Source organism: Nakamurella endophytica (genome assembly GCF_014646215.1).
In the GTDB taxonomy this organism is placed as follows: Bacteria; Actinomycetota; Actinomycetes; order Mycobacteriales; family Nakamurellaceae; genus Nakamurella; species Nakamurella endophytica.
The window spans coordinates 1-18309 of the sequence record NZ_BMNA01000022.1 but is presented as its reverse complement, the minus strand read 5'-3'; the positions used below and the strand labels follow the sequence as shown (position 1 = coordinate 18309).

Genomic DNA, 18309 nt, shown 5'->3' with positions numbered 1-18309 from the left:
GTGGTGGGCCCTCAGCTCACCGGTCGTTCCCGGCTGCGTCGCGTCATCGGTTGCCACCGTCCAGCGACGGTGCCCCTGCCCAAGCAGGTTCCGGCTGCTGAGCCAGGGGCACGACGAACGGCGGGCGGCCGGTCAACGTCCACTCCGGCAGTTCGATGCGCTTGCCCCCGGCGAGCGCGGACTCGTGGGACAGGATGCCGGCGCAGGTGATGTTCGCCGCCTGCACGGCGTCGGGGAACGCTTCGGCCTCGCCGAGGACGGCCTGCAGCAGCCGGTGCGCGAGATGGGGGTGCGAGCCGCCGTGGCCGCCACCCTGGACGAAGGACCGGTGCTCGCTGTCCCCCTCCTGGGTGTACACCCCCTGGGTGGTGAAGGAACGGATGTCCTCGGGCAGCCGGTCGGCGAAGTCGGGAACGGTGATCCGCTCCGGTGTCTCGCCGAGATACAGGACATGCTCGAGGTCTTCGGTCTGGGCCCACTCGAACGAACGGATGGACCCGTAGACGTCGAAGCTCTCGCGGTACTGCCGAGCCACTGCCCACAGGTGCCGGGTCACCTCGACGCCGACGTCGCTGCCGAGCAGCGAGATGTGCGTCGACTCCAGAGCGAAGGGGGACCCGTACCTGTCCTTCATGCGATCGAAGACCGTACCGGAGCCCAGGCACTGCACGGACTCGGCTTCGTGGCCCGCCAGTCCCACCGTCGGTCCGATGGCATGGGTGGCGTTGTACATCGGTGGCATGCCGTCCCAGTACGAGGGCCAGCCCGACATGTCCTGGTGATGGGAGGACCGCAGGAACTGCAGCCTGCCGAGATGCCCCTGGGTGTAGAGGTCCCGCAGGTACAGGAACTCCCGGCTGTACAGGGTCGTCTCCATCATCATGTAGGTCAGCCCGGTTCGCCGCTGCGCGTCGACGATCCGCCGGCAGTCCTGCACCGAGGTCGCCATGGGAATGGTGCAGCCGACGTGCTTCCCGGCCTCCAGGGCGGCCACCACCTGGTCCGCGTGCAGCTGCAGCGGAGTGTTGATGTGGATGACGTCGATCTGCGGGTCCGCCAGCATGTCCGCGTAGTCGGTGTACCGGACCGGCACGCCGTACCGGTCGCCCACCTCGTGCAGGCGCGTCTCGGTCCGCTGGCAGATCGCGTACATCTCCGCGTTCGGATGCCGCTGGTAGATCGGGATGAACTCGGCTCCGAACTCCAGTCCGACGATTCCGACCTTGAGGATGCGTGCGGTGGACATGGCTGTACTCCTGTTCCGGTTCCAGTGAGGACGGGTGCTACTTGCGGGACTCGCCGGCGTCCACGGTCATCTCGAGCCCGGTGACGTACCGCGCCTCCGGGGAGAGCAACCACAGCACCGCCGCCGTGACGTCGGCCGTGCCGATGTCGGCCTCGATGAACTGTCGGGCGCGGAAACCGGCCAGCAACTCGTCGCGTGGGACGTCGTTGAAGCGGATCATCGCCGTCGTCATCTCGGTGTCCACACCGCCGGGATGCACGGTGTTGCACCGGATGCCGTACGGACCGAGCTCCGCGGCCAGAGAGACGGACAGGCCGCGCAGCGCAGTCTTCGCGGCCACGTAGTGCGACAGACCGGGTACGGCGCGGATCCCGACCCCCGAACTCACCAGCACCAGCGCGCCGTCCCGGCGCGGCAGCAGGTGCGGCACCGCGGCCCGGACGGTGTAGAAGACACCGGACAGGTTGACGTCGATCATGGTGCGCCAGTGCGACACCGGGATCTCCCACGTCCGGTGGAAGCCGTCGGTGATGCCGGCGTTCGCCACGACCAGGTCCAGTCCGCCCAATCGGCGGGCGGCGGTGTCGGCGGCCTCCACGAGGCCGTCGGGATCCCGCACGTCCACCTCGAAGGTCTCGACGCGCGAGCCCAACCGTCGAGCTGCTTCGGCAGTGTCGGCGAGTTGCGAGGCGGAGGCCGTCGGATACGGCGGATCGGACACCCGGCCGCTGTCCCCCAGGTCGAGGAGCGCGAGGTCGGCTCCTTCGGCGGCGAGGGCGAGGGCGTGGCTCCGGCCCTGGCCGCGGCCCGCACCGGTGACGAACGCGACCTTGCCGTCGAACCGGCCACGGCCGCCGGTCACGCCACGGTTCCCGCCGTCGCGGGCCGTAGGGCTCCGGCCCCGGTGCGTCGCAGCAGCTCCTCGGCGCTGAGATACGCCAGCGCCTGGACCGTCTGGTTCGGGTTGTAACCGCCGTAGCTCACGAACTGTCCGCCGCCGACTGCGTACAGGCCGCGGCACTCGTGCAGCTCACCGTGGACGTCCGTCACCGACGTCGCAGGGTCCTCCCCCATCCGGTGCACGCCGACATCGTGGGTGGACAGGTGGTACGGGGGTCGCGGGGAATCCATCCAGTAGGCCCGAGCGCCCATCTCGTGCGCGATGCGCTCCTTGTAGCGGCCGAACAGCGTGACGGAGTTGGCGTCGTGGTCCTCCCAGTCGTGGGTGATCCGCAGCGCCGGTTGGCCCCAGCGGTCCTTCACCGTGGGGTCGAGGTCGCAGTAGTGGCGGGGGTACGGGAAGTTGGTCGTCTGGGAGTACATGCGGTGCATGTGGCGGTAGTTGTCGCGCATCCAGTGCTTGAGGTCCAGCCCCCACCGGCGGACCCGCGGGTCCATGTTGTGGTAGGCCTCGATGGGCTGCAGGTCCCCGGTGACGCTGATGATCGGTGAACCCCACAGCACACCGAGGTCGTTGTCGGGCACCAGCTCGGACGTGTAGTCGTCCACCGCGCTGGAGGCGTTGAACGTACCCATGAAGGGATTGGTCGCCTCCGGCAGGATCGAGGTGAACCAACCGAAGTTGTGCGTCATGAAGTGGTGCCCGACCTGGCCGTTGCCGTTGATCCCGGAGACCAGCAGCAGGCGGACGTTCTCCAGCGCGTACGCCGTCAGGATGACGATCGGCGCCTCGACGCGATGCGCCCGTCCGCTCCCGTCGACGTAGGTGACGCCACGGACCTGCGTGCCGTCGGCGGTCCGATGGATCCGCAGCACCCGGCTGTGCGGCCGCAGGTCGAGATTGCCCGTCGCCTTGGCAGCCGGCACCGACGTGACCTGCGTCGTCGACTTGGCCCGGACGTGGCAGGGGTACCCGTGGCAGAAGCCGCAGTTCACGCATGCCGGGCGGCCCCGGTATTCCGTGGAGTTCAGTGCCAGCGGTTGCCGGAACGGATGCAGGCCCAGGCGCTGCGTGGCGCGGACGAACGGCGGGTCGCCGGGACCCTGTGCCACCGGCGGCATCGGGTAGTCCCGGGCATGCGGCGGGTCGAACGGATTGCCACCCTCCTGGAGGACGCCGCCGATGTTGCCGGCCCGACCGGAGATGCCCTGCTCCTGCTCGACCCTCTCGTAGTACGGCTCGAGATCGCCGTACCCGATTGGCCAGTCGGCGAGTGTCGACCCTTCGGGCAGTGCGCCTTCCCCGAAGCGCTCGGCGATCGCCGACCGCATCCGGAAGTCCGCCTCGCGGAAACGGTAGGCCGCACAACCCCAGTGCAGGGTCCCGCCTCCGGTCCCGATCGACGGGAGACCGTACAGCGGTTCGTCGGTGCCCAGGACGCCGGCGGACCAGGGCAGGACACGGGCGGTGGCCCGGTCGTCGGGACGCCAGGTGACCGGGTCGACGCTCACGCCCGCGACGATGGCCCCCCGCTGGTAGTACCGGAGCTCGTCCTGCTTGACCGCGAAGTCGTCGTCGGTGTACTCCGGACCCTTCTCCAGGCCGAGAACGCGGAGGCCGGCCTTGGTCAACTGCTCGGCCATGATGCCGCCGGCCGAACCGAGGCCGACGATGATCGCGTCGAACTGCTGTGTCATCGGTGGTCTCCCAGACGCCGGTACAGGTCGCTGACGGTGAACATGGGGATCCGGCTGGCGTCGAAGCCGGGCTGCATCTGATCCGGCGTGTAACTCCACTGGGCCCCGGGGAAGCCGACCAGCCGCCAGCCCGCCAGGTCGGTGTTGCCGCCGTACGCGGGGTCGCCGAAGAAACCCTGCACGGTGTGCTCGCGGACGATGCGGAAGAACTGGCCGGTGAAGTCGTCCGGATCCTCGCGCCCGATGCGGTCCAGGTCGGCGACGATGCGCTCGCGCGTGGGGATGTCGAGGTCGGCGAAGCGACCGCGACCTGACCGGCGCGCGAGTTCACCCAGCTCGAGGAGCCCGCGCCGGTAGGTGGTCTGCAGGTCCCGCAGGAAGCCGGCCAACCCCTGGTCGATGTAGCGCAGGACGCCGGCCTCGCTCGCGCCGGGCGAGCCGGGCTCCCCGGGGATGATCCGATCCACCAGGGCGTCCAGCTCGCGGGCCTCCGCGGGATTGAAGAACAGCAGCACGTCGGTGTGCGGGTTGTCGGTGGTCATGGCTCTGTGCGCCTCACTGGGGTCGATCTCCGGGATCCGGGCGGTTGCCGACCCGGGTGGCCCGCGCCCGACGGACGCGGCCACCCGGGACCTCGCCGGTCTACACCCGCGGCTTGAGGTAGGCGTAGGCCTCCTTGGCGAACCAGTCGGGCTCGATGTCCCGCCGATCGAACCCGATCTCCATGGTGACGTAGCCGTCGAACCGGATCTCCTTGAGCGCCTCGATCAGCGACTCGAAGTCACCGCGACCGTGTCCAGGCGGCATGCGCCGCTCCTCGGAGATGTGGATGTGGTGCAGGTCCTCGCCCATCCGGTAGGCGTAGTCGCTGAGCACCTCGTGCCGGTACAGCACGTGGAAGGTGTCGAACATCAGCTTGACGTTGTCCAGGCCGACTTCCTCCATGAGCTCGATGGCCTGGTCGGCGGTGTCGACCAGGTTGCTGTCGTAGGAGGTCGGCTCGATGGCCAAGGTGATCCCGTACTGCGCGGCGTGCGTCGCCACCTCGGTGAGCGCCTGCCTGCTCCACTCCCAGGCCTGCCTGCGGGTCGTCCCGAACACCACCCAGCCGGGGATGTACAGCAGCGTCCTGCCGCCCCACTCCGCGCAGAGGTCGGCGATCAACTTGTACTGCCGGACGGCGTACGCGCGTTCCTCCGGGATGGGCGAGCAGACGTTGTTGCCGGGCGGCGCGGGCAGCATGCTCGACAGCGTGATGCCCTCCCCGTCCAGGACCTTGCGGATCTCCCGCCGGCGCTGGGCCGTGGTGGTCTCCGGGAAGGCGTGCGGGCTCCAGGCTCCGATCTCGATGCCGTCGTAGCCGATCTTCGCCAGCCGCTTGATCGTGTCCTCGAGCGGGTAGGCCGGCAGCCACGACGGGAAGCTCGAGTAGCCCCACGTGTTGTACGACAACTTCATGCCCATGGAGAGTCTCCTGAGTTCGCTGGGTCGGTGGTCTCGAACCTGACGGGCCGCTGTTACTGGGGCGGGTTGGGGAGGTAGGTGTCGACGTTCGAGGCGTCGATGAGCGTCGAGTCCAACTTGATGCGGGGATCCACCGTCTCGCCGGCGCAGAGCTTGGCCGCCGCGATGGTCGACTCCTTGACGACCAGCGGGTAGCCCACCGTCGTCGCGAAGGTGCCGTTCTTGACGTCCTTGAGGGCGTCGACCTCGCCGTCGATGCTGAACACCTTGATCTCGCCGGCGCGATCGGCCTCCTTGATCGCCTGCGCTGCGCCGAAGGCCATCTGGTCGTTGTGTGCGTAGACGCCCTGGATCTGACCGCTGCCGTACTTCTGCAGCAGGTCCTCCATGACCTTCAGGCCCTGTGCACGGTCGTAGTTGGCGGTTTGGGTGGCCAGGATCTTGATGTCGGAGCCTTCGATGCCGGTGCGGAAGCCCTTGCCGCGGGCGATCGTCGGAGACGCACCGAGACTGCCGGCGAGTTCGACCACGTTGCCCTTGCCGCCCAGCATCTTCACGACGGCCTTGCCGTCGGCGACGCCGGCCTCCGTGTTGTCCGACCCGATGTAGGTCGAGACATCGGCGTCGACCTGCCGGTCCGCGGCGATCACCTTGATCCCGGCCGCCATGGCTTTCTTCGCGACACCGGCGAGCGCTGCCGCATCCTGCGGCGAGAGGATGAGCACCTTGATCTTCTTGGCGATCATGTCGTCGACCTGATTGGCCTGCGTCGTGGCGTCGCCCCGGCCGTCGGAGACGGTGACCTTCATCTTCGGGAAGAACTGGGCGGCGAACTCCGGGATCTGCTGGGTCGACTTCGCGCCGTACGGGAAGGATGCGCTGCTCCAGGAGACGCCGACCGAGCAGTCGATGCTCGCCGGGTCGGCCTTGAGGGTCAGCTGACTCTTGCAGTCGCTCCCGCAGTAGACGCTCGGTGCCAGGGACCCGCCTGCAGCGGCCGAGGTCGCGGCGGAGGACGCGGACGTCGTCGTCTTGGCTGCGGTCGCGCAGCCGCTGAGGGCTGCACCGGCCGTACAACCCAGTGCGAGGGCGACGACGACCCGTCGGCGCAGGGAGGCGGAGATGTTCATGGCGGTGGACTTTCTGCTCGGTCATGGCGGACGGGGACGGTGGAGCGGGCGCGCGTCACCCGCCCGACGCGTGGCAGTACGCGGCGGCTGGTGGACGGCGGGCGGGAGGTGGCGTGGTGCGGCGGCGGGCGCGGCCGCTTACCTGGCGCTGGAGGTCAGTGTCGGATCGAGCGGTGCATGTGTCGCCGTGGCCGGCACCCGGGTGGCGTCCGGCCGGCGGGTCCGGAAGCGGCGGCGGGTCGTCTCGGCGGCAATCAGGACGGCGATGACGATGACCGCGCCCTTGACGATCTGCTGGTCGAACGGCGAGATGCCGATCAGGTTCATCAAGTTGGACAGGACGGCCAGCATGAGCGCGCCGAAGACCGTGCCCACCGCACCGCCTATTCCGCCCATCAGCGAGGTGCCGCCGATGACCACGGCCGTGATGGCATCCAGGTTCGACAGGCTGCCGGCGATCGGGTCCCCGACGCCGAGCCGGGAAGCGGTCATGACGCCGGCGAGGGCCGCGCACAGACCGCTGACGGCGTAGGCCAGGACGACCGTGCGTCCGGTCCGGACGCCGGAGAGCCGGGCGGCCTCCAGGCTGCCGCCGATCGCGTAGACGAAGCGCCCGAACGGCAGGTACCGGAGCACGAGGACACCGAGGACCGAGATCACCAGGAAGATCAGGAAGGGGCCCGGCACTCCCAGCACGTTGCCGCTGCCCATCACGGTGAAGAAGGAGTTGCTGTTGTCGAACTGTTGCGGCCCACCGTCGGTCACCCGCAGCGACAGGCCCTGGATGGCCACCATCGTGGCCAGCGTCATGATGAACGGCTGGATCTTCAGCACGGCCACGCCCAGTCCGTTGAGCACGCCGAGCGCCACACCCACCAGCAGCGCCAGGAAGGCCGCGAGGCCGATCGTCATGCCGGAGTTGATCAGCATGGCCGTGGTGACGCCGGAGAGCGCGAGGATGGAGCCGACCGAGAGGTCGATGCCTCCGGTCAGGATGACGAAGGTCATTCCGATCGCGATGACACCGACGATCGCGGACTGACGGCCGACGTTGAGCAGGTTGGCCGACTGGAAGAACGACGGCACCGCCAGGACGACGACGACCAGGATGGCGACCAACAGAGCGATCGGCAGCCAGTTGGCGCGCAACCGCGTGGACCAGACGGACGGGGCCGATGCCCGCACCGGGCTGTTCATGCTGTCCTACCTCCGACGGCGTGGAACATGATCTCTTCTTCGGTGGTCCGGTCGCCGTCCAGTTCCGCAGCGATCCGGCCGTGGTACATGACCAGCACGCGATGACTCAGCGCGAGCACCTCCGGCAGTTCCGAGGAGATGATCAACAGCGCTTTGCCCTGTCTGCCGAGTTCCTCGATGAGCTCGTAGATCTCCTGCTTCGCGCCGATGTCGATGCCTCTTGTCGGCTCGTCGAGGATGAGGAGATCCACCCCTGCCTCCAGCCACTTCGCCAGCACCACCTTCTGCTGGTTGCCGCCGGAGAGGACGGCCACCGGGGCCAGGGCACTGGGCGCCTTGATCCGCAGCCGGCGGATGTAGTCGCGCGTCATTGCCAGGTCCTTGGACGGGTTGACCCACCTGCGCCGGCGCTTCACCATGCCGACCAGAGCCGTGTTGTGGACGCTGGACAGCGCGGTGAACAGACCCTGTGTCTTGCGCTCCTCGGGCACGAGCCCCACGCCTGCACCGATCGCCTGTATCGGGTTCCGCGCGTCGAGCGGCTTGCCGTGCAGTCGCACATGCCCCGAGGTGACCGGGTCGGCACCGTAGATCGCTCGGGCCAGTTCGGTCCTCCCGGCGCCGCGGAGGCCGGCCACCCCCACCACTTCCCCGGCTCGCACGGTGAACGAGACGTCCTCGAGCACACCGATCCTGGTCAGGTGCTCGACCTCGAGCACGGGTGCGCCGAGCTCGCGGTTCACCGACCGCACACCGCGGACGAACTCGCGGCCGACCATCTTCGACACCAGGTCGTCGTGGTCGGTGTCGGAGATCCGTCCCGTGCCGGTCAGTTCGCCGTCCTTGAGCACGACATAGGTGTCGGCGAGCCCGAAGACCTCCTCGAGCCGGTGCGAGACGAAGATGATGCTGACACCGTGCGAGCGCAGACCTCGCACCAGGTCCAGCAGTTGATCGACGTCCGCTCCGCCCAGCACGGCGGTCGGCTCGTCGAGGATCAGAAGCTGCGCTTTGCGCCGCAACGCCTTGGCGATCTCCAGCATCTGCTTCTCGGCCACGCTGAGCTGCCGGACCCGGCGGTCCACATCGAGGGTGAGCCCCAGTTCGGTGAGGAAGGCACGACTTTCCCGGCGCGCCTGGTTCCAGTTGATGACCGTGCCGCCAGGAAAGTGGTTGAACACCAGGTTCTCGGCGACCGTCAGGTCGGGGAACAGGTTGAGCTCCTGGTACACCGTCGCGATGCCCAGGGCCTCGGATGCGCCCGGACCGTCGATGTGCACGGGGTTGCCGTCGATCAGGATCTCGCCCTGGTCGGGTCCGTGCGCTCCGGAGAGGATGCGGATCAGCGTCGACTTGCCCGCGCCGTTCTCGCCGATCAGGGCCAGCACCTGGCCCGCTTCCAGTGAGAAGCTGACGTCCTTGAGGGCCTGGGCTCCGAGGAAGGCCTTGCTCAGGCCCCGTACTTCCAGCCTGGGGGTCATCGACACCTCCCACGGCGCCGGTGCGCCGAGCGCCACCCATGTACTCCACGTCGAGTCATGAGAGCAACGTTATGGGTGGGTTGACAGGGTGCAAATGGGCCCGATATATTTCGTTCGCAACATATATCAGGCCGTTATGGAGGCGCGGTGGGGTCCCTGTGGACAGAGGTCGGCCTGCTCAAGGACGACCGGAACCTGACGCCCGACGCGTACACGGCCCGGAGCGTGATCGCACGGTTCGTGGCCGATCGATCGGTGTCCAGCCGTACCGAGGTCGTCACCTTCACCGGTCTGGCGAGGTCGACCGTCGACAAGCACCTCCAGGCGCTGATCGACAGCGGTCTGGTGGAGGGTGCGGGCGTGGGGCGCAAGGATCCCCGCGGCCGGCCCGCCCAGTTCTTCCAGATCAGTGCCCGACGCGGCGTTCTCCTGGTGGCCGACGTGTCGGTCGGTCGGTGCCGGGTCGCGCTGACGACGCTGACCAAGAGTGTGGTGGCGCGCAGCGAGTTCGCGATCGACGTCGCGGCCGGGCCGCGGGAAGTGCTGTCCGCGTTGTGCGCGCGCCTGTCGGATCTCCTGCAGGAGAACGACCTGACGGAGCGCAATGCACTGGCCGTGTCCGTGGGGCTGCCCGGACCGGTGGACTCGCACCGGGGTTTCGCGGTCCGGCCGCCACTGATGCCGGGGTGGGACGGCTTCGACGTGTGCGGCTACCTGGCGGCCCACTTCCGCTGCGACGTCCTCGTCGACAACGACGTCAACCTGGCCGCGCTCGGCGAGGCCCGTGCACTGAAGGGCGCCTGCCTGCCCCTGCTGATGATCAACATCGGAACCGGCGTCGGTGGTGGCTTCGTCAGCGAGAGCGGCCTGCTGCTGCACGGCGCCGACGGAGCTGCGACCGACATCGGGCACACCCAGGTGCGCTCGAAGGAGGACATCCTGTGCCGCTGCGGCGCCCGGGGCTGTCTGGAAGCCGTGGCGTCGGTCGGCGCCATGGCCAGACGGCTGTCCGAGCTGGCGGGCCGCGACGTGTCGATCGCGGAGCTGTTCGACGGGCTGCAACGAGGGGACGCGATGACGGTCAGCGTCGTCCGCGAGGCCGCGATACTGGTGGGGCACGTCGTGGCGGATCTGGTGAACTTCTGCAACCCCGCCCGCATCGTGATCGGCGGGTCCATCACCCACTGCACCGACGACATCCTCGCCCAGATCCGCAGTGTGGTCTACCAACGCTCCCAACCGCTCGCGACCAGGAACCTGTCGATCGTCCGCGGCGGACTGGGGAACGAAGCGGGCCTGATCGGCGGCATGATCTATGCCATCGAGCAGGTCCTTTCTCCCCGCGGCATCCAGTACCACACCCGGGGCTCGGAGCTCGAGCTTCGTCCCCTGGGACTTCGGGAGTGAGCCGGCCACCCGCGCGCCGGTCGGGCACATGCTGCCGCTCGACCTCGCCGGCGGGTGTCACGACGTGGAACCGGTCGGGCCGTCGGGTTGGAAGACGGCTCGTACACAGCCGTCCTGCTTCTCCTTGAACATCCGGTAGCCCTGCGGGCCCTGATCCAGCGACATCACGTGCGTGGCCAGGTGTTGGGTGTTCAGCTCGCCGTCGGCGATGTGCTGCAGGATGCGGGGGATGTAGCGCTGGCCGTGCTGCTGCGCCCCCCGGACGGTCAGCGCCTTGTTCATGACCGCGCCCATCGGGAACTTGTCGACGACGCCGCCGAACACTCCGAGGACGAACATGCTGCCGCCCTTGCGACAGGCGTAGATCGCCTCACGCAGCGCGGTGGGCCGGTCGGACTGCAGCCGCAGTTGCTGCTTGACCTGGTCGTACAGGTACTGAGGGCCGGTCCCGTGCGCCTCCATCCCGACCGCCTCGATGACCACATCGGGGCCTCGGCCGCCGGTCCGCTCCTTGAGCTCCGCGACGACGCTGTCCTGGGTGTAGTCCAGCGTCTCGGCGCCGATGTACTGCCGCACCTGGGCGAGGCGCTCGGGGAGCCGGTCGATGACGATCACCTGCTCGGCGCCCATCAACATCGCGCCGCGGGCGGCCATCTGCCCGACACCTCCCGCACCCCAGACCGCGACGGTGTCGCCCGGGGTGATGCCGGCGCCGTCGGCGCCGGTCCAGCCGGTGGGGGCGGCGTCGGAGGCGAACAGCGCCGCCATGTCCGACACCCCGTCCGGCACGGCGAACGCGCCCTGGTCGGCATAGGGCACCCGCACGTATTCGGCGTGGCTGCCGGCGAACCCGCCCAGCGCGTGGCTGTAGGCGAAGCAGCCGCCGATCGAGCTGCCCCACAGGCCCTCGGTGAGAGCGGGATTCGGGTTGCCGTTGTCGCACAGCGACAACAGCTGCTGCGAGCAGTACCAGCACTGCCCGCAGGCGATGAACGAGCAGACGGTGACCCGGTCGCCGACCTTGTGGTTGCGCACCCCCTTGCCGACCTCGGCCACCTCGCCCATGAACTCGTGCCCGAGCACGTCCCCGGCGCGCATGGAGGGGATGTACCCGCCGAGCAGGTGCAGGTCCGAACCGCAGGTCGTGGTCAGCCGGACCTTGAGGATGATGTCGCGGTCGTTGAGGATGGTGGGCTCGTCGACCGTCTCCACCGCGGTCTCGTTCACCCCGGTCCAGCACAGTGCCTTCACAGCACTCCCTCCCCAGCGGCGCGACGGGTCGCGCCTTCGACGAGCTCTCCGGTGGGCGTCGGCGGGCGGTGACCGTGCGGGGTGGGGTCGACGCGCAGCACCTCCCCGACCTCGATGAGTTGTTTGGCCTCGCGCAACGCCGAGCGCACCTGTTGACGCGGATCGTCGCCACCGATGCGGGCTGCCGCCGAGCGCAGGCCGGTCGGCTCTGCCCCTCGGAGCCGGGCGGCGAGCTCGGTCCCCTTCCCGCCCGGTGCCGGCCGGACCTGGACCTCGACGAGGTCGCCCAGCGCCGCCAGCGGGCCCGGCACCCGCCCATCGGGCAGGACTTCGTCCTGGCTGCGGTTGATCGTGACGCTGCGCCACCGGGACCGGGCTTCGTCGTCTCCGGAGGCCGCGCCGTTCCCGGCCACCGCTTGCTGCAGTCGGCGGACCAACCCACCGACGGCGTGCAGCGTGGCCTCCGCCACCTTGCCCGCGGGTGTGCTCACGGACGACCGCCCGCCGCAGCTGCCGAGCTGTCCGCCTGCGCGACCAGCTCGACGACCGCCGTACAGAACGCCGCGAGGTCCTCGGGCGAGCGGCTGGTCACGAGATTGCCGTCCCTGACGACCTCCTCGTCCACGACCTGCGCGCCGGCGTTGCGCAGGTCGGTGCGGATGCTCGGGAACGACGTCAGGGTGCGGCCGGCCACGACGCCGGCCTCGAGCAGCGTCCACGGCCCGTGGCAGATCGATGCGACCGGCTTTCCGGACGCCATGAAATCCCGCACGAAGCCGATCGCGGCGGGGTCCATCCGTAGCTTGTCGGGATTGACCGTGCCGCCGGGAAGCAGCAACGCGTCGTAGTCCGACGCCGACGCGAACCGCACCAGCCCGTCGACGTCGAAGGTGCCCGCCGCGTCCAGGTCGTTGCTGCGCGCCTGGATGACACCGTCGTGCAGCGAGAGCAGCTCGGTGCGCGCCCCTGCCTCGTCCAGAGCCTGCCGCGGTTGCTCCAGCTCGACGCGTTCCACGCCGTCCGCGGCCAGGATCGCCACGCGCTTGCCGTTCAGTTCCGTTGCCATGTCTTCTCCGGCTCCTGTCCGTGCTCTTCCGGTTGCCCGGGACCAAGCAAATCCCGAACCCCCACCGCGGCGCATCGGTAGAACGACCGATCCGAGCCCGCGGGGCGCGCCGGCGGTCCACGGACGACGCCGCCGACAGCGCGCGTCGGCGGCTGACTCGGCCACGGACGGATGGCGCACCTGCAGGGGATGCAGGACGAAGACCTTCGGCGTCGTCGAGTACAGCTACCGCCGGAGGTGGGCACACCGGGCGCCCGCCGGCCCCCTGCTGGCCGCTACCCAGGCCCACCGCGGCAGCCACTGGGCAGGTGCCTGCGGCAGCGCGTACGGAGTCGATCATCCTGCGCCGGGCGTCGAGCCGTCCCGTGCGCGGTCAGCGACCTTCTGCCGCGAGGAGCGTCGGAACGTACCGTCCGAGCTTGGCCAACGTCTGCTGGCCGCCTTCCACCGCGTGGGATGCCTGCACCGCCCGATCCCGAGCCGCCCTGTCCGGGAAGACCGTGCGCATCTCGAGCTGCGTCGCAGCGCCCAGCGGCGTGAAGGTCACCGTGGACTTGAAGACGTCGGGGTCGTCGGGAGAGTCGCCGTGCAGCAGCGTGATCCGCTCGGGCGGGACGATCCCGGTCCAGGTGATCCATTCCTGGAAGTCCCGCCCGTCCGGGGCGTGCATCACGAAGACCCAGGCTCCGCCCTCGCGGAACTCGAAGGACCGCGTGGTGGTCGTGAAGCCGTCCGGCCCCCACCACTGCGACAGGTGCCGGACCTCGGAGAACGCCTCGAACACCAGCTCCCGCGGCGCGTGGATGACGCGTGAGATCACGATCTCCCGGTCGGCCGTCGGCGACTCCGTCCTCGGCGCGCGGTCTGCCCCTGCCATCGTGACTACTCCCGATCTTCCTGGTGCATCCTCTGCACGTACTCGTCGAGTTGGTCGAAAGTCTCGTTCCAGAACGCTTCGAACCCGCCGATCCACTCGCGGACCGGGCGGAGCCCCTGGGCGTCCAGGCCGTACAGGCGCTGCTTGCCGGCCTTGCGATCGCGGACCAGGCCGACCTCCCGCAGGACCCGCAGGTGCTTGGACGCCCCCGGCTGGGTCATCCCCAGCTCGTGGGCGACATCGGTGACCGGCCGCTCACCCGCGCGGAGCAGGACGAGGATCTCCCGACGCTGGGGCTCCGCGATCGCGTTGAAGACGTCCGACGTCGTCGCTGCACGTGCCATGACAGCATCGTATTTCTGTGCAGGTGGACGGGAGGTCAAGGGCCGCCGCAGATCGAGGCAGCGGGGGCGAGTATCCGACGTCAGGACGTGCTGGACCCCGTCGACGGTCCGGCACCGCGGATGCGGCGGTAGCGGATGTGCGTGGTCAGCGGTGAGTGGAGCACCTCCACGGGCTCGAAGTCGAAGGACTCCACGCCGTCGAAGATGCGCTCGCCGGAACCGAGCAGGACCGGCGCGATGTCGAGGGCCAGTTCGTCGATCACGCCGGCCATCAACGCTTGTCGGACCGTCGAGGCTCCGCCGGCGATGTCCACGCCCTGGTCGCCGGCTGCTCGGGTGGCGGCGGCATACGCGGCGTCGAAGCCGTCGGTGACGAAGTGGAACGTCGTCCCGCCGTCCATCCGGATCGGGTCGTGCTCGTAGTGGGTCAGCACGAAGACCGGGGCGTGGTACGGCGGTTCAGGCCCCCACCATCCCATCCACTCCTCGTGCCACTCCCCGCGGACCGGGCCGAACATGTTGCGACCCATCACGTAGGCACCTCGTGGACGCAGGAGCCAGTGCTTGGCCGCCTCGTCAGCCGGGGTCGCGCGCGGATCACCGATGTGCCAACCGTGCAGCTCGTGCCCGCGCCTGCCGAGAGGGTTGTCCAGGCTCTGGTCGGGGCCGGCGACGAAACCGTCCAGTGACACCGACATGTGGCAGGTCGTGTGCGGCACAGATGCTCCTGTCTCGAGGGACTCGACGACCGACCAGATGGACGCGCGTCTGCACGTCATCGTATGCCCGGATGGGCATACGTCAAGACAGGAGTGCGCCCACGTCGGCGACCGGCGTCAGCCTGCCTGGCGGCTGGACCGCTGCCGCTTCCCCGCGAGCGGCAGCGGTCCGTTGGTCCCGTGGGACTGCGTCATCATCGTTGATATGCGATAGCCGCTCAGGCAGACCACCTACCGCACTCTGACCGCTGGTGCGCCACCCGCGAGCCCGGTGTGGGCCGCGGACCTGGGGACGGTCACCGCCAGACATCGCCGGTTGCTCGACGAGGTGCCGCACGGCGCGGATGCGACCTGGGCGGAGCTTTGCAGGCGTCGCCCGCGCCGTGGCACCGCCGGCGCACCCGACGACCGACGCGCCGAGGCCGTCATCCTCGGTTTCGGCCGTGCCGCCGGCTCAGGATTGGAGCCCGTAGGTGGGCGCCACCGACGTGCTCAGGTACAGGCGAACCGGTCAATGAGTTCCGGTGTGAACGCCCCAACCGCGCCGTGCGACGGGCGTCGGCAGTCTCAGAAGGTGACCGGCAGGCTGCACAGCACACGCGAGTTGGCCTTGCGGACGTCCCACGTCGGCTCTGCCGAAACAAGCCGAATCCGTGGCAGCCGTTCGATGATCGCTGCGAAGACAACTTCGCCCTCCGTCCGGGACAGCGGAGCACCGATGCAGAAGTGGATGCCCTGGCCGAAGGCGATGTGCCGGTTGGGGCTGCGAGTGATGTCGAACGTGGCGGGTTCGGAGAACCGGGACGGGTCCCGGTTCGCCGCGCCGAGCATCTGGAACGCGAGCTGACCCGCGCGCAGGGTCCGGCCGCGCAGCTCGATGTCCCGGGTGACGATCCTGGGCTGCCGGGACACCGGGCTCTCGTACCGCAGCGCCTCCTCGAGGAACGGCTTGATCAGCGCCGGATCCGCCCGCACCGCGTGCCACTGGTCGGGATGGCTCAGCAGGGTGAAGAGGCCGTTGCCGATGAGGGACGTGGTGGTCTCGTGCCCGGCGGTCAGCAAGGTGACACCGGTGTTGATGATCTCGTCGTCGGTGAGGGACTCACCGTCGTCCGTCGTGGCCGTCAGCATGCTGATGAGGTCTTCGCCGGGAGCGCGGCGCCGGTCCTCGATCAAGCCTGTCAGGTAGGCCCGGACCGCCAGCAGCGCCTGCTGAGCCGCCAGCAGCACCGTCTCGTCCGGCCGATTGACCCCCTGGAACGCCAACAGATCATCCGCCCAGGCGCGGAACTGTTGTCCGTGCGAGGCGGGGACGCCGAGCAGTTCGGCCAGCACGGTCACCGGCAGCGCGGACGCCAGCTCGTCGATGACCTCCATCCGGCCATCGGCCTGCACCTTGTCCAGCAGGTCGTCGACGATCCGCTGAATCCGTGGTCGCATGGACTCGATGACTCGAGGCGAGAACGCCCGCAGCACCAGTCGCCGCAACCGGGTGTGATCGGGCGGATCGGAGTGCAACAGGCCCTTGGTCCGGTAGTGGGCCTCGAAGGCCGCGAGTCGGCCCCGGGCTTCGGCCGGTAGGTACTCCGACGCCCGGCCGAGCCGCCCTTCGTTCGAGAAGTCCGCCGTGTTCTTGAACGTTGCGAGCACGTCGTCGTAACGGGTGAGCAACCAGCCACCGATGGATTCACTCCAGTGCACCGGATCCAGTTCGCGCAACCGGTCGAGCGTCGCGTAGGGATCGTGGACGAAGGCGTCAGTGCGCAGGGTCCCCTCGATCGCCTCGATCTCGGTCGCGTCGTGGGTCCCGTCGAGCATCCCATCTCCCGGTGGTGGCATGATCCTGGCCTGTTTGTTAACAACTTACAGGATACCTTCTTCGCATGCCCGGGGTCCGCGACTCGATTCGACCCGCCGCTCACCGGCCGGCCCGCCACCACCCCACATGCCCCTGAGCACCGGACCTGCGACCGATCCGAGCGCCCTGCCACCATCCATGAGTTTGCCGCCGCCGTCCGGATCTCCGGCCCGGCGACGCAGCCACCGGAACGACCACCGAATCCCCGGGAGTGCATCGCCGACAACCGGCTCGCGTGCGGTGCGTCGGCCCGCGTTCACTCGCGCGGCTGGTCCTGGCGCAGTGCCCCTCGAAGATCGTTCCCGGTGGTGCATGCTGCGGCGTAGGGGCGCCGGAATGGGTGCGGTTGACGGTGTGGGGGGATGGTGTGAGGCGTCTGATCGCCGCACTCGTCGCGGCGCTGGGGCTGGTGGTGACCGGGTGCTCGGCGGATCCCTTGCGGGCCTACACCCAGGATGGTGGTTACACCGACCAGTACAAGTCGGCAGTGGCCGATTTCGTCGCGGCCGTGCACAACCGGGACGCCGCCTGGCTGCTCGGGCATAATGTGCCCGGGAACGGCCAGCAGCCGGCCGGTACGGCCGCGGGAGTCAGAGAGCTCCTGACCCGCTTCGGCGGCAAAGACCTCACCGTGGCCTCCTACGGCGCGAACTGGCCCGGCGAGGCGTCCGCTTCGATCGTCGTGGCCTGCCCCGGCGGATCGAACATGCTCTTCGATCAGCCCTTCACGGCCTTCGATGGGCAGTGGCGGCCCTTCATTCACGCCCAACGCGACTTCGCCGCCGCCAGACCCACCACAGGTACGGCGGCCGAAGACTCGTCCCTGCCGTCCGCCGCGGCCCCGGGTCTGAACAGCGCCTACGACTCAACCCTCGGCACCTACGGGCTGTACCGGCCGTGCCGCGGGTGAGCGCCTCGGCGTCGCGATGGTGGCGGCCGGCGCCGTCGTGGCCGGCATGGGCCCACTTCGTCCACGGCGCGGTGCTCATCGTGCCTCTGGTCTCGGCGTTGGAGGTGGCCTTTCGTGGTCAGTGGTCCGGGAACTTCTTGGTGGTGGCGCTGATCGGCCCGACGGTGGGGTGGGCGACGGACCGCGACTACTGCCGCCTCAGCGCCGACGAACGGGTGCAGGTGGCGCGAACCTGCCGGACGGCGCAGCCCTCGGGCGTACGTGCTGTGGACACGGTTGCGGTGAACCGCTTGGAACGAGCTGCCAAGTCGTACCGGTCCGACCGGATCATCGTCCCCATCGTGCTCGCCGTCCTGCTCGCGGCGCCCATCGTCGCCGCCTTCCGGCAGTCGGCCTGGTGGTTGCTCACCGAACTGCCCGGTCCGCTTGTCGCGACCCGCCTGATTCAGGCCCAGCGCTCCTTGGATCCGCGCACTCAGCTGTCCCGACTGAGGGACGCCCTCAGCGCCCAATAGGACAACGTCGACGCACCCGCCCCGGGACCCGGACATCCCCGACTGGCCAGCGACCCGACGACGCGCCACAGTGCGTCCCGCCGTGGGCGTGCTCGATGCGGGCACCCGCTAAATCGCTCGCGCCTCCAGACCGGAAGCGCCAGCCCAAGGGTCGACTGACGGATGCCCGATCTGCACTAGTTGTACTGCCCAGGGAGGTTGGTCAATCTGGTGATGGGTGGTTGACCTCCGATGGCGGTGTGGAGT

The 18309-nt window shown here is 69.2% G+C and carries 18 protein-coding genes; 3 read left to right on the top strand and 15 right to left on the bottom strand.

Annotation, left to right across the window (positions count from 1 at the left end):
- Positions 1 to 43: 43 nt before the first annotated feature.
- The 8 genes from IEY37_RS21520 to IEY37_RS21485 form a co-directional block, all read right to left on the bottom strand.
- A complete protein-coding gene (locus tag IEY37_RS21520; protein WP_188944995.1) occupies positions 44 to 1246 on the bottom strand; it encodes a Gfo/Idh/MocA family protein in 1203 nt (400 codons plus the stop codon).
- Between the two features lie 37 nt (positions 1247 to 1283).
- A complete protein-coding gene (locus IEY37_RS21515) occupies positions 1284 to 2108 on the bottom strand; it encodes an SDR family oxidoreductase (protein ID WP_188944994.1) in 825 nt (274 codons plus the stop codon).
- Entirely contained in the window at positions 2105 to 3844 is a 1740-nt protein-coding gene (locus IEY37_RS21510) for a GMC family oxidoreductase (RefSeq protein WP_188944993.1), read from the bottom strand. Before IEY37_RS21510 ends, IEY37_RS21515 begins: the two co-directional genes overlap by 4 nt.
- On the bottom strand, positions 3841 to 4386 hold the full coding sequence (locus tag IEY37_RS21505; protein WP_188944992.1) for a gluconate 2-dehydrogenase subunit 3 family protein: 546 nt from the start codon (positions 4384 to 4386) through the stop codon (positions 3841 to 3843). Before IEY37_RS21505 ends, IEY37_RS21510 begins: the two co-directional genes overlap by 4 nt.
- A gap of 100 nt (positions 4387 to 4486) precedes the next feature.
- The gene (locus IEY37_RS21500) at positions 4487 to 5308 is read right to left on the bottom strand and encodes a sugar phosphate isomerase/epimerase family protein (protein WP_188944991.1); all 822 of its coding nucleotides are present in this window, start codon (positions 5306 to 5308) and stop codon (positions 4487 to 4489) included.
- A 53-nt stretch (positions 5309 to 5361) separates the two neighbouring features.
- Complete coding sequence (locus IEY37_RS21495) at positions 5362 to 6438, bottom strand: substrate-binding domain-containing protein (protein WP_188944990.1); 1077 nt, start codon at positions 6436 to 6438, stop codon at positions 5362 to 5364.
- Positions 6439 to 6576: 138 nt separating this feature from the next.
- Entirely contained in the window at positions 6577 to 7635 is a 1059-nt protein-coding gene (locus tag IEY37_RS21490) for an ABC transporter permease (RefSeq protein WP_188944989.1), read from the bottom strand.
- On the bottom strand, positions 7632 to 9152 hold the full coding sequence (locus IEY37_RS21485) for a sugar ABC transporter ATP-binding protein (RefSeq protein ID WP_229674759.1): 1521 nt from the start codon (positions 9150 to 9152) through the stop codon (positions 7632 to 7634). Before IEY37_RS21485 ends, IEY37_RS21490 begins: the two co-directional genes overlap by 4 nt.
- Before the next feature lie 111 nt (positions 9153 to 9263).
- Between IEY37_RS21485 and IEY37_RS21480 the strand changes: the two genes are divergently transcribed.
- Positions 9264 to 10523, top strand: coding sequence for an ROK family transcriptional regulator (locus IEY37_RS21480; protein ID WP_188944988.1), 1260 nt, complete (start codon positions 9264 to 9266; stop codon positions 10521 to 10523).
- Positions 10524 to 10580: 57 nt separating this feature from the next.
- Here IEY37_RS21480 and IEY37_RS21475 read toward each other — a convergent pair whose 3' ends face one another.
- The 7 genes from IEY37_RS21475 to IEY37_RS21445 all read right to left on the bottom strand — a co-directional run bounded on the left by IEY37_RS21475 (position 10581) and on the right by IEY37_RS21445 (position 16598).
- Positions 10581 to 11774 carry a zinc-dependent alcohol dehydrogenase gene (locus tag IEY37_RS21475; protein ID WP_188944987.1) on the bottom strand — a complete coding sequence of 398 codons (1194 nt, stop codon included), beginning with the start codon at positions 11772 to 11774 and terminating at the stop codon, positions 10581 to 10583.
- A complete protein-coding gene (locus tag IEY37_RS21470; RefSeq protein ID WP_188944986.1) occupies positions 11771 to 12265 on the bottom strand; it encodes a hypothetical protein in 495 nt (164 codons plus the stop codon). The genes IEY37_RS21475 and IEY37_RS21470 overlap by 4 nt, the downstream gene beginning before the upstream one ends.
- Complete coding sequence (locus tag IEY37_RS21465) at positions 12262 to 12840, bottom strand: type 1 glutamine amidotransferase domain-containing protein (protein WP_188944985.1); 579 nt, start codon at positions 12838 to 12840, stop codon at positions 12262 to 12264. The genes IEY37_RS21470 and IEY37_RS21465 overlap by 4 nt, the downstream gene beginning before the upstream one ends.
- A 373-nt stretch (positions 12841 to 13213) precedes the next feature.
- Complete coding sequence (locus IEY37_RS21460; RefSeq protein WP_188944984.1) at positions 13214 to 13717, bottom strand: SRPBCC family protein; 504 nt, start codon at positions 13715 to 13717, stop codon at positions 13214 to 13216.
- 5 nt (positions 13718 to 13722) lie between these two features.
- Complete coding sequence (locus IEY37_RS21455) at positions 13723 to 14061, bottom strand: ArsR/SmtB family transcription factor (RefSeq protein ID WP_188944983.1); 339 nt, start codon at positions 14059 to 14061, stop codon at positions 13723 to 13725.
- 80 nt (positions 14062 to 14141) lie between these two features.
- Positions 14142 to 14780, bottom strand: coding sequence for a dihydrofolate reductase family protein (locus IEY37_RS21450; protein WP_188944982.1), 639 nt, complete (start codon positions 14778 to 14780; stop codon positions 14142 to 14144).
- Between the two features lie 567 nt (positions 14781 to 15347).
- Positions 15348 to 16598, bottom strand: coding sequence for a cytochrome P450 (locus tag IEY37_RS21445; RefSeq protein ID WP_188944981.1), 1251 nt, complete (start codon positions 16596 to 16598; stop codon positions 15348 to 15350).
- Positions 16599 to 17005: 407 nt separating this feature from the next.
- Here IEY37_RS21445 and IEY37_RS21440 point away from each other — a divergent pair, with 407 nt between their 5' ends.
- Positions 17006 to 17548 carry a hypothetical protein gene (locus tag IEY37_RS21440; protein ID WP_188944980.1) on the top strand — a complete coding sequence of 181 codons (543 nt, stop codon included), beginning with the start codon at positions 17006 to 17008 and terminating at the stop codon, positions 17546 to 17548.
- On the top strand, positions 17545 to 18063 hold the full coding sequence (locus tag IEY37_RS21435) for a hypothetical protein (protein WP_188944979.1): 519 nt from the start codon (positions 17545 to 17547) through the stop codon (positions 18061 to 18063). The genes IEY37_RS21440 and IEY37_RS21435 overlap by 4 nt, the downstream gene beginning before the upstream one ends.
- Positions 18064 to 18309: the final 246 nt, after the last annotated feature.

Coding starts and splice junctions, on each gene's coding strand:
- IEY37_RS21490 (WP_188944989.1), bottom strand. CDS start 7,635: ATGAACAGCCCGGTGCGGGCATCGGCCCCGTCCGTCTGGTCCACGCGG.
- IEY37_RS21520 (WP_188944995.1), bottom strand. CDS start 1,246: ATGTCCACCGCACGCATCCTCAAGGTCGGAATCGTCGGACTGGAGTTC.
- IEY37_RS21510 (WP_188944993.1), bottom strand. CDS start 3,844: ATGACACAGCAGTTCGACGCGATCATCGTCGGCCTCGGTTCGGCCGGC.
- IEY37_RS21465 (WP_188944985.1), bottom strand. CDS start 12,840: ATGGCAACGGAACTGAACGGCAAGCGCGTGGCGATCCTGGCCGCGGAC.
- IEY37_RS21500 (WP_188944991.1), bottom strand. CDS start 5,308: ATGGGCATGAAGTTGTCGTACAACACGTGGGGCTACTCGAGCTTCCCG.
- IEY37_RS21455 (WP_188944983.1), bottom strand. CDS start 14,061: ATGGCACGTGCAGCGACGACGTCGGACGTCTTCAACGCGATCGCGGAG.
- IEY37_RS21445 (WP_188944981.1), bottom strand. CDS start 16,598: ATGCTCGACGGGACCCACGACGCGACCGAGATCGAGGCGATCGAGGGG.
- IEY37_RS21495 (WP_188944990.1), bottom strand. CDS start 6,438: ATGAACATCTCCGCCTCCCTGCGCCGACGGGTCGTCGTCGCCCTCGCA.
- IEY37_RS21505 (WP_188944992.1), bottom strand. CDS start 4,386: ATGACCACCGACAACCCGCACACCGACGTGCTGCTGTTCTTCAATCCC.
- IEY37_RS21460 (WP_188944984.1), bottom strand. CDS start 13,717: ATGGCAGGGGCAGACCGCGCGCCGAGGACGGAGTCGCCGACGGCCGAC.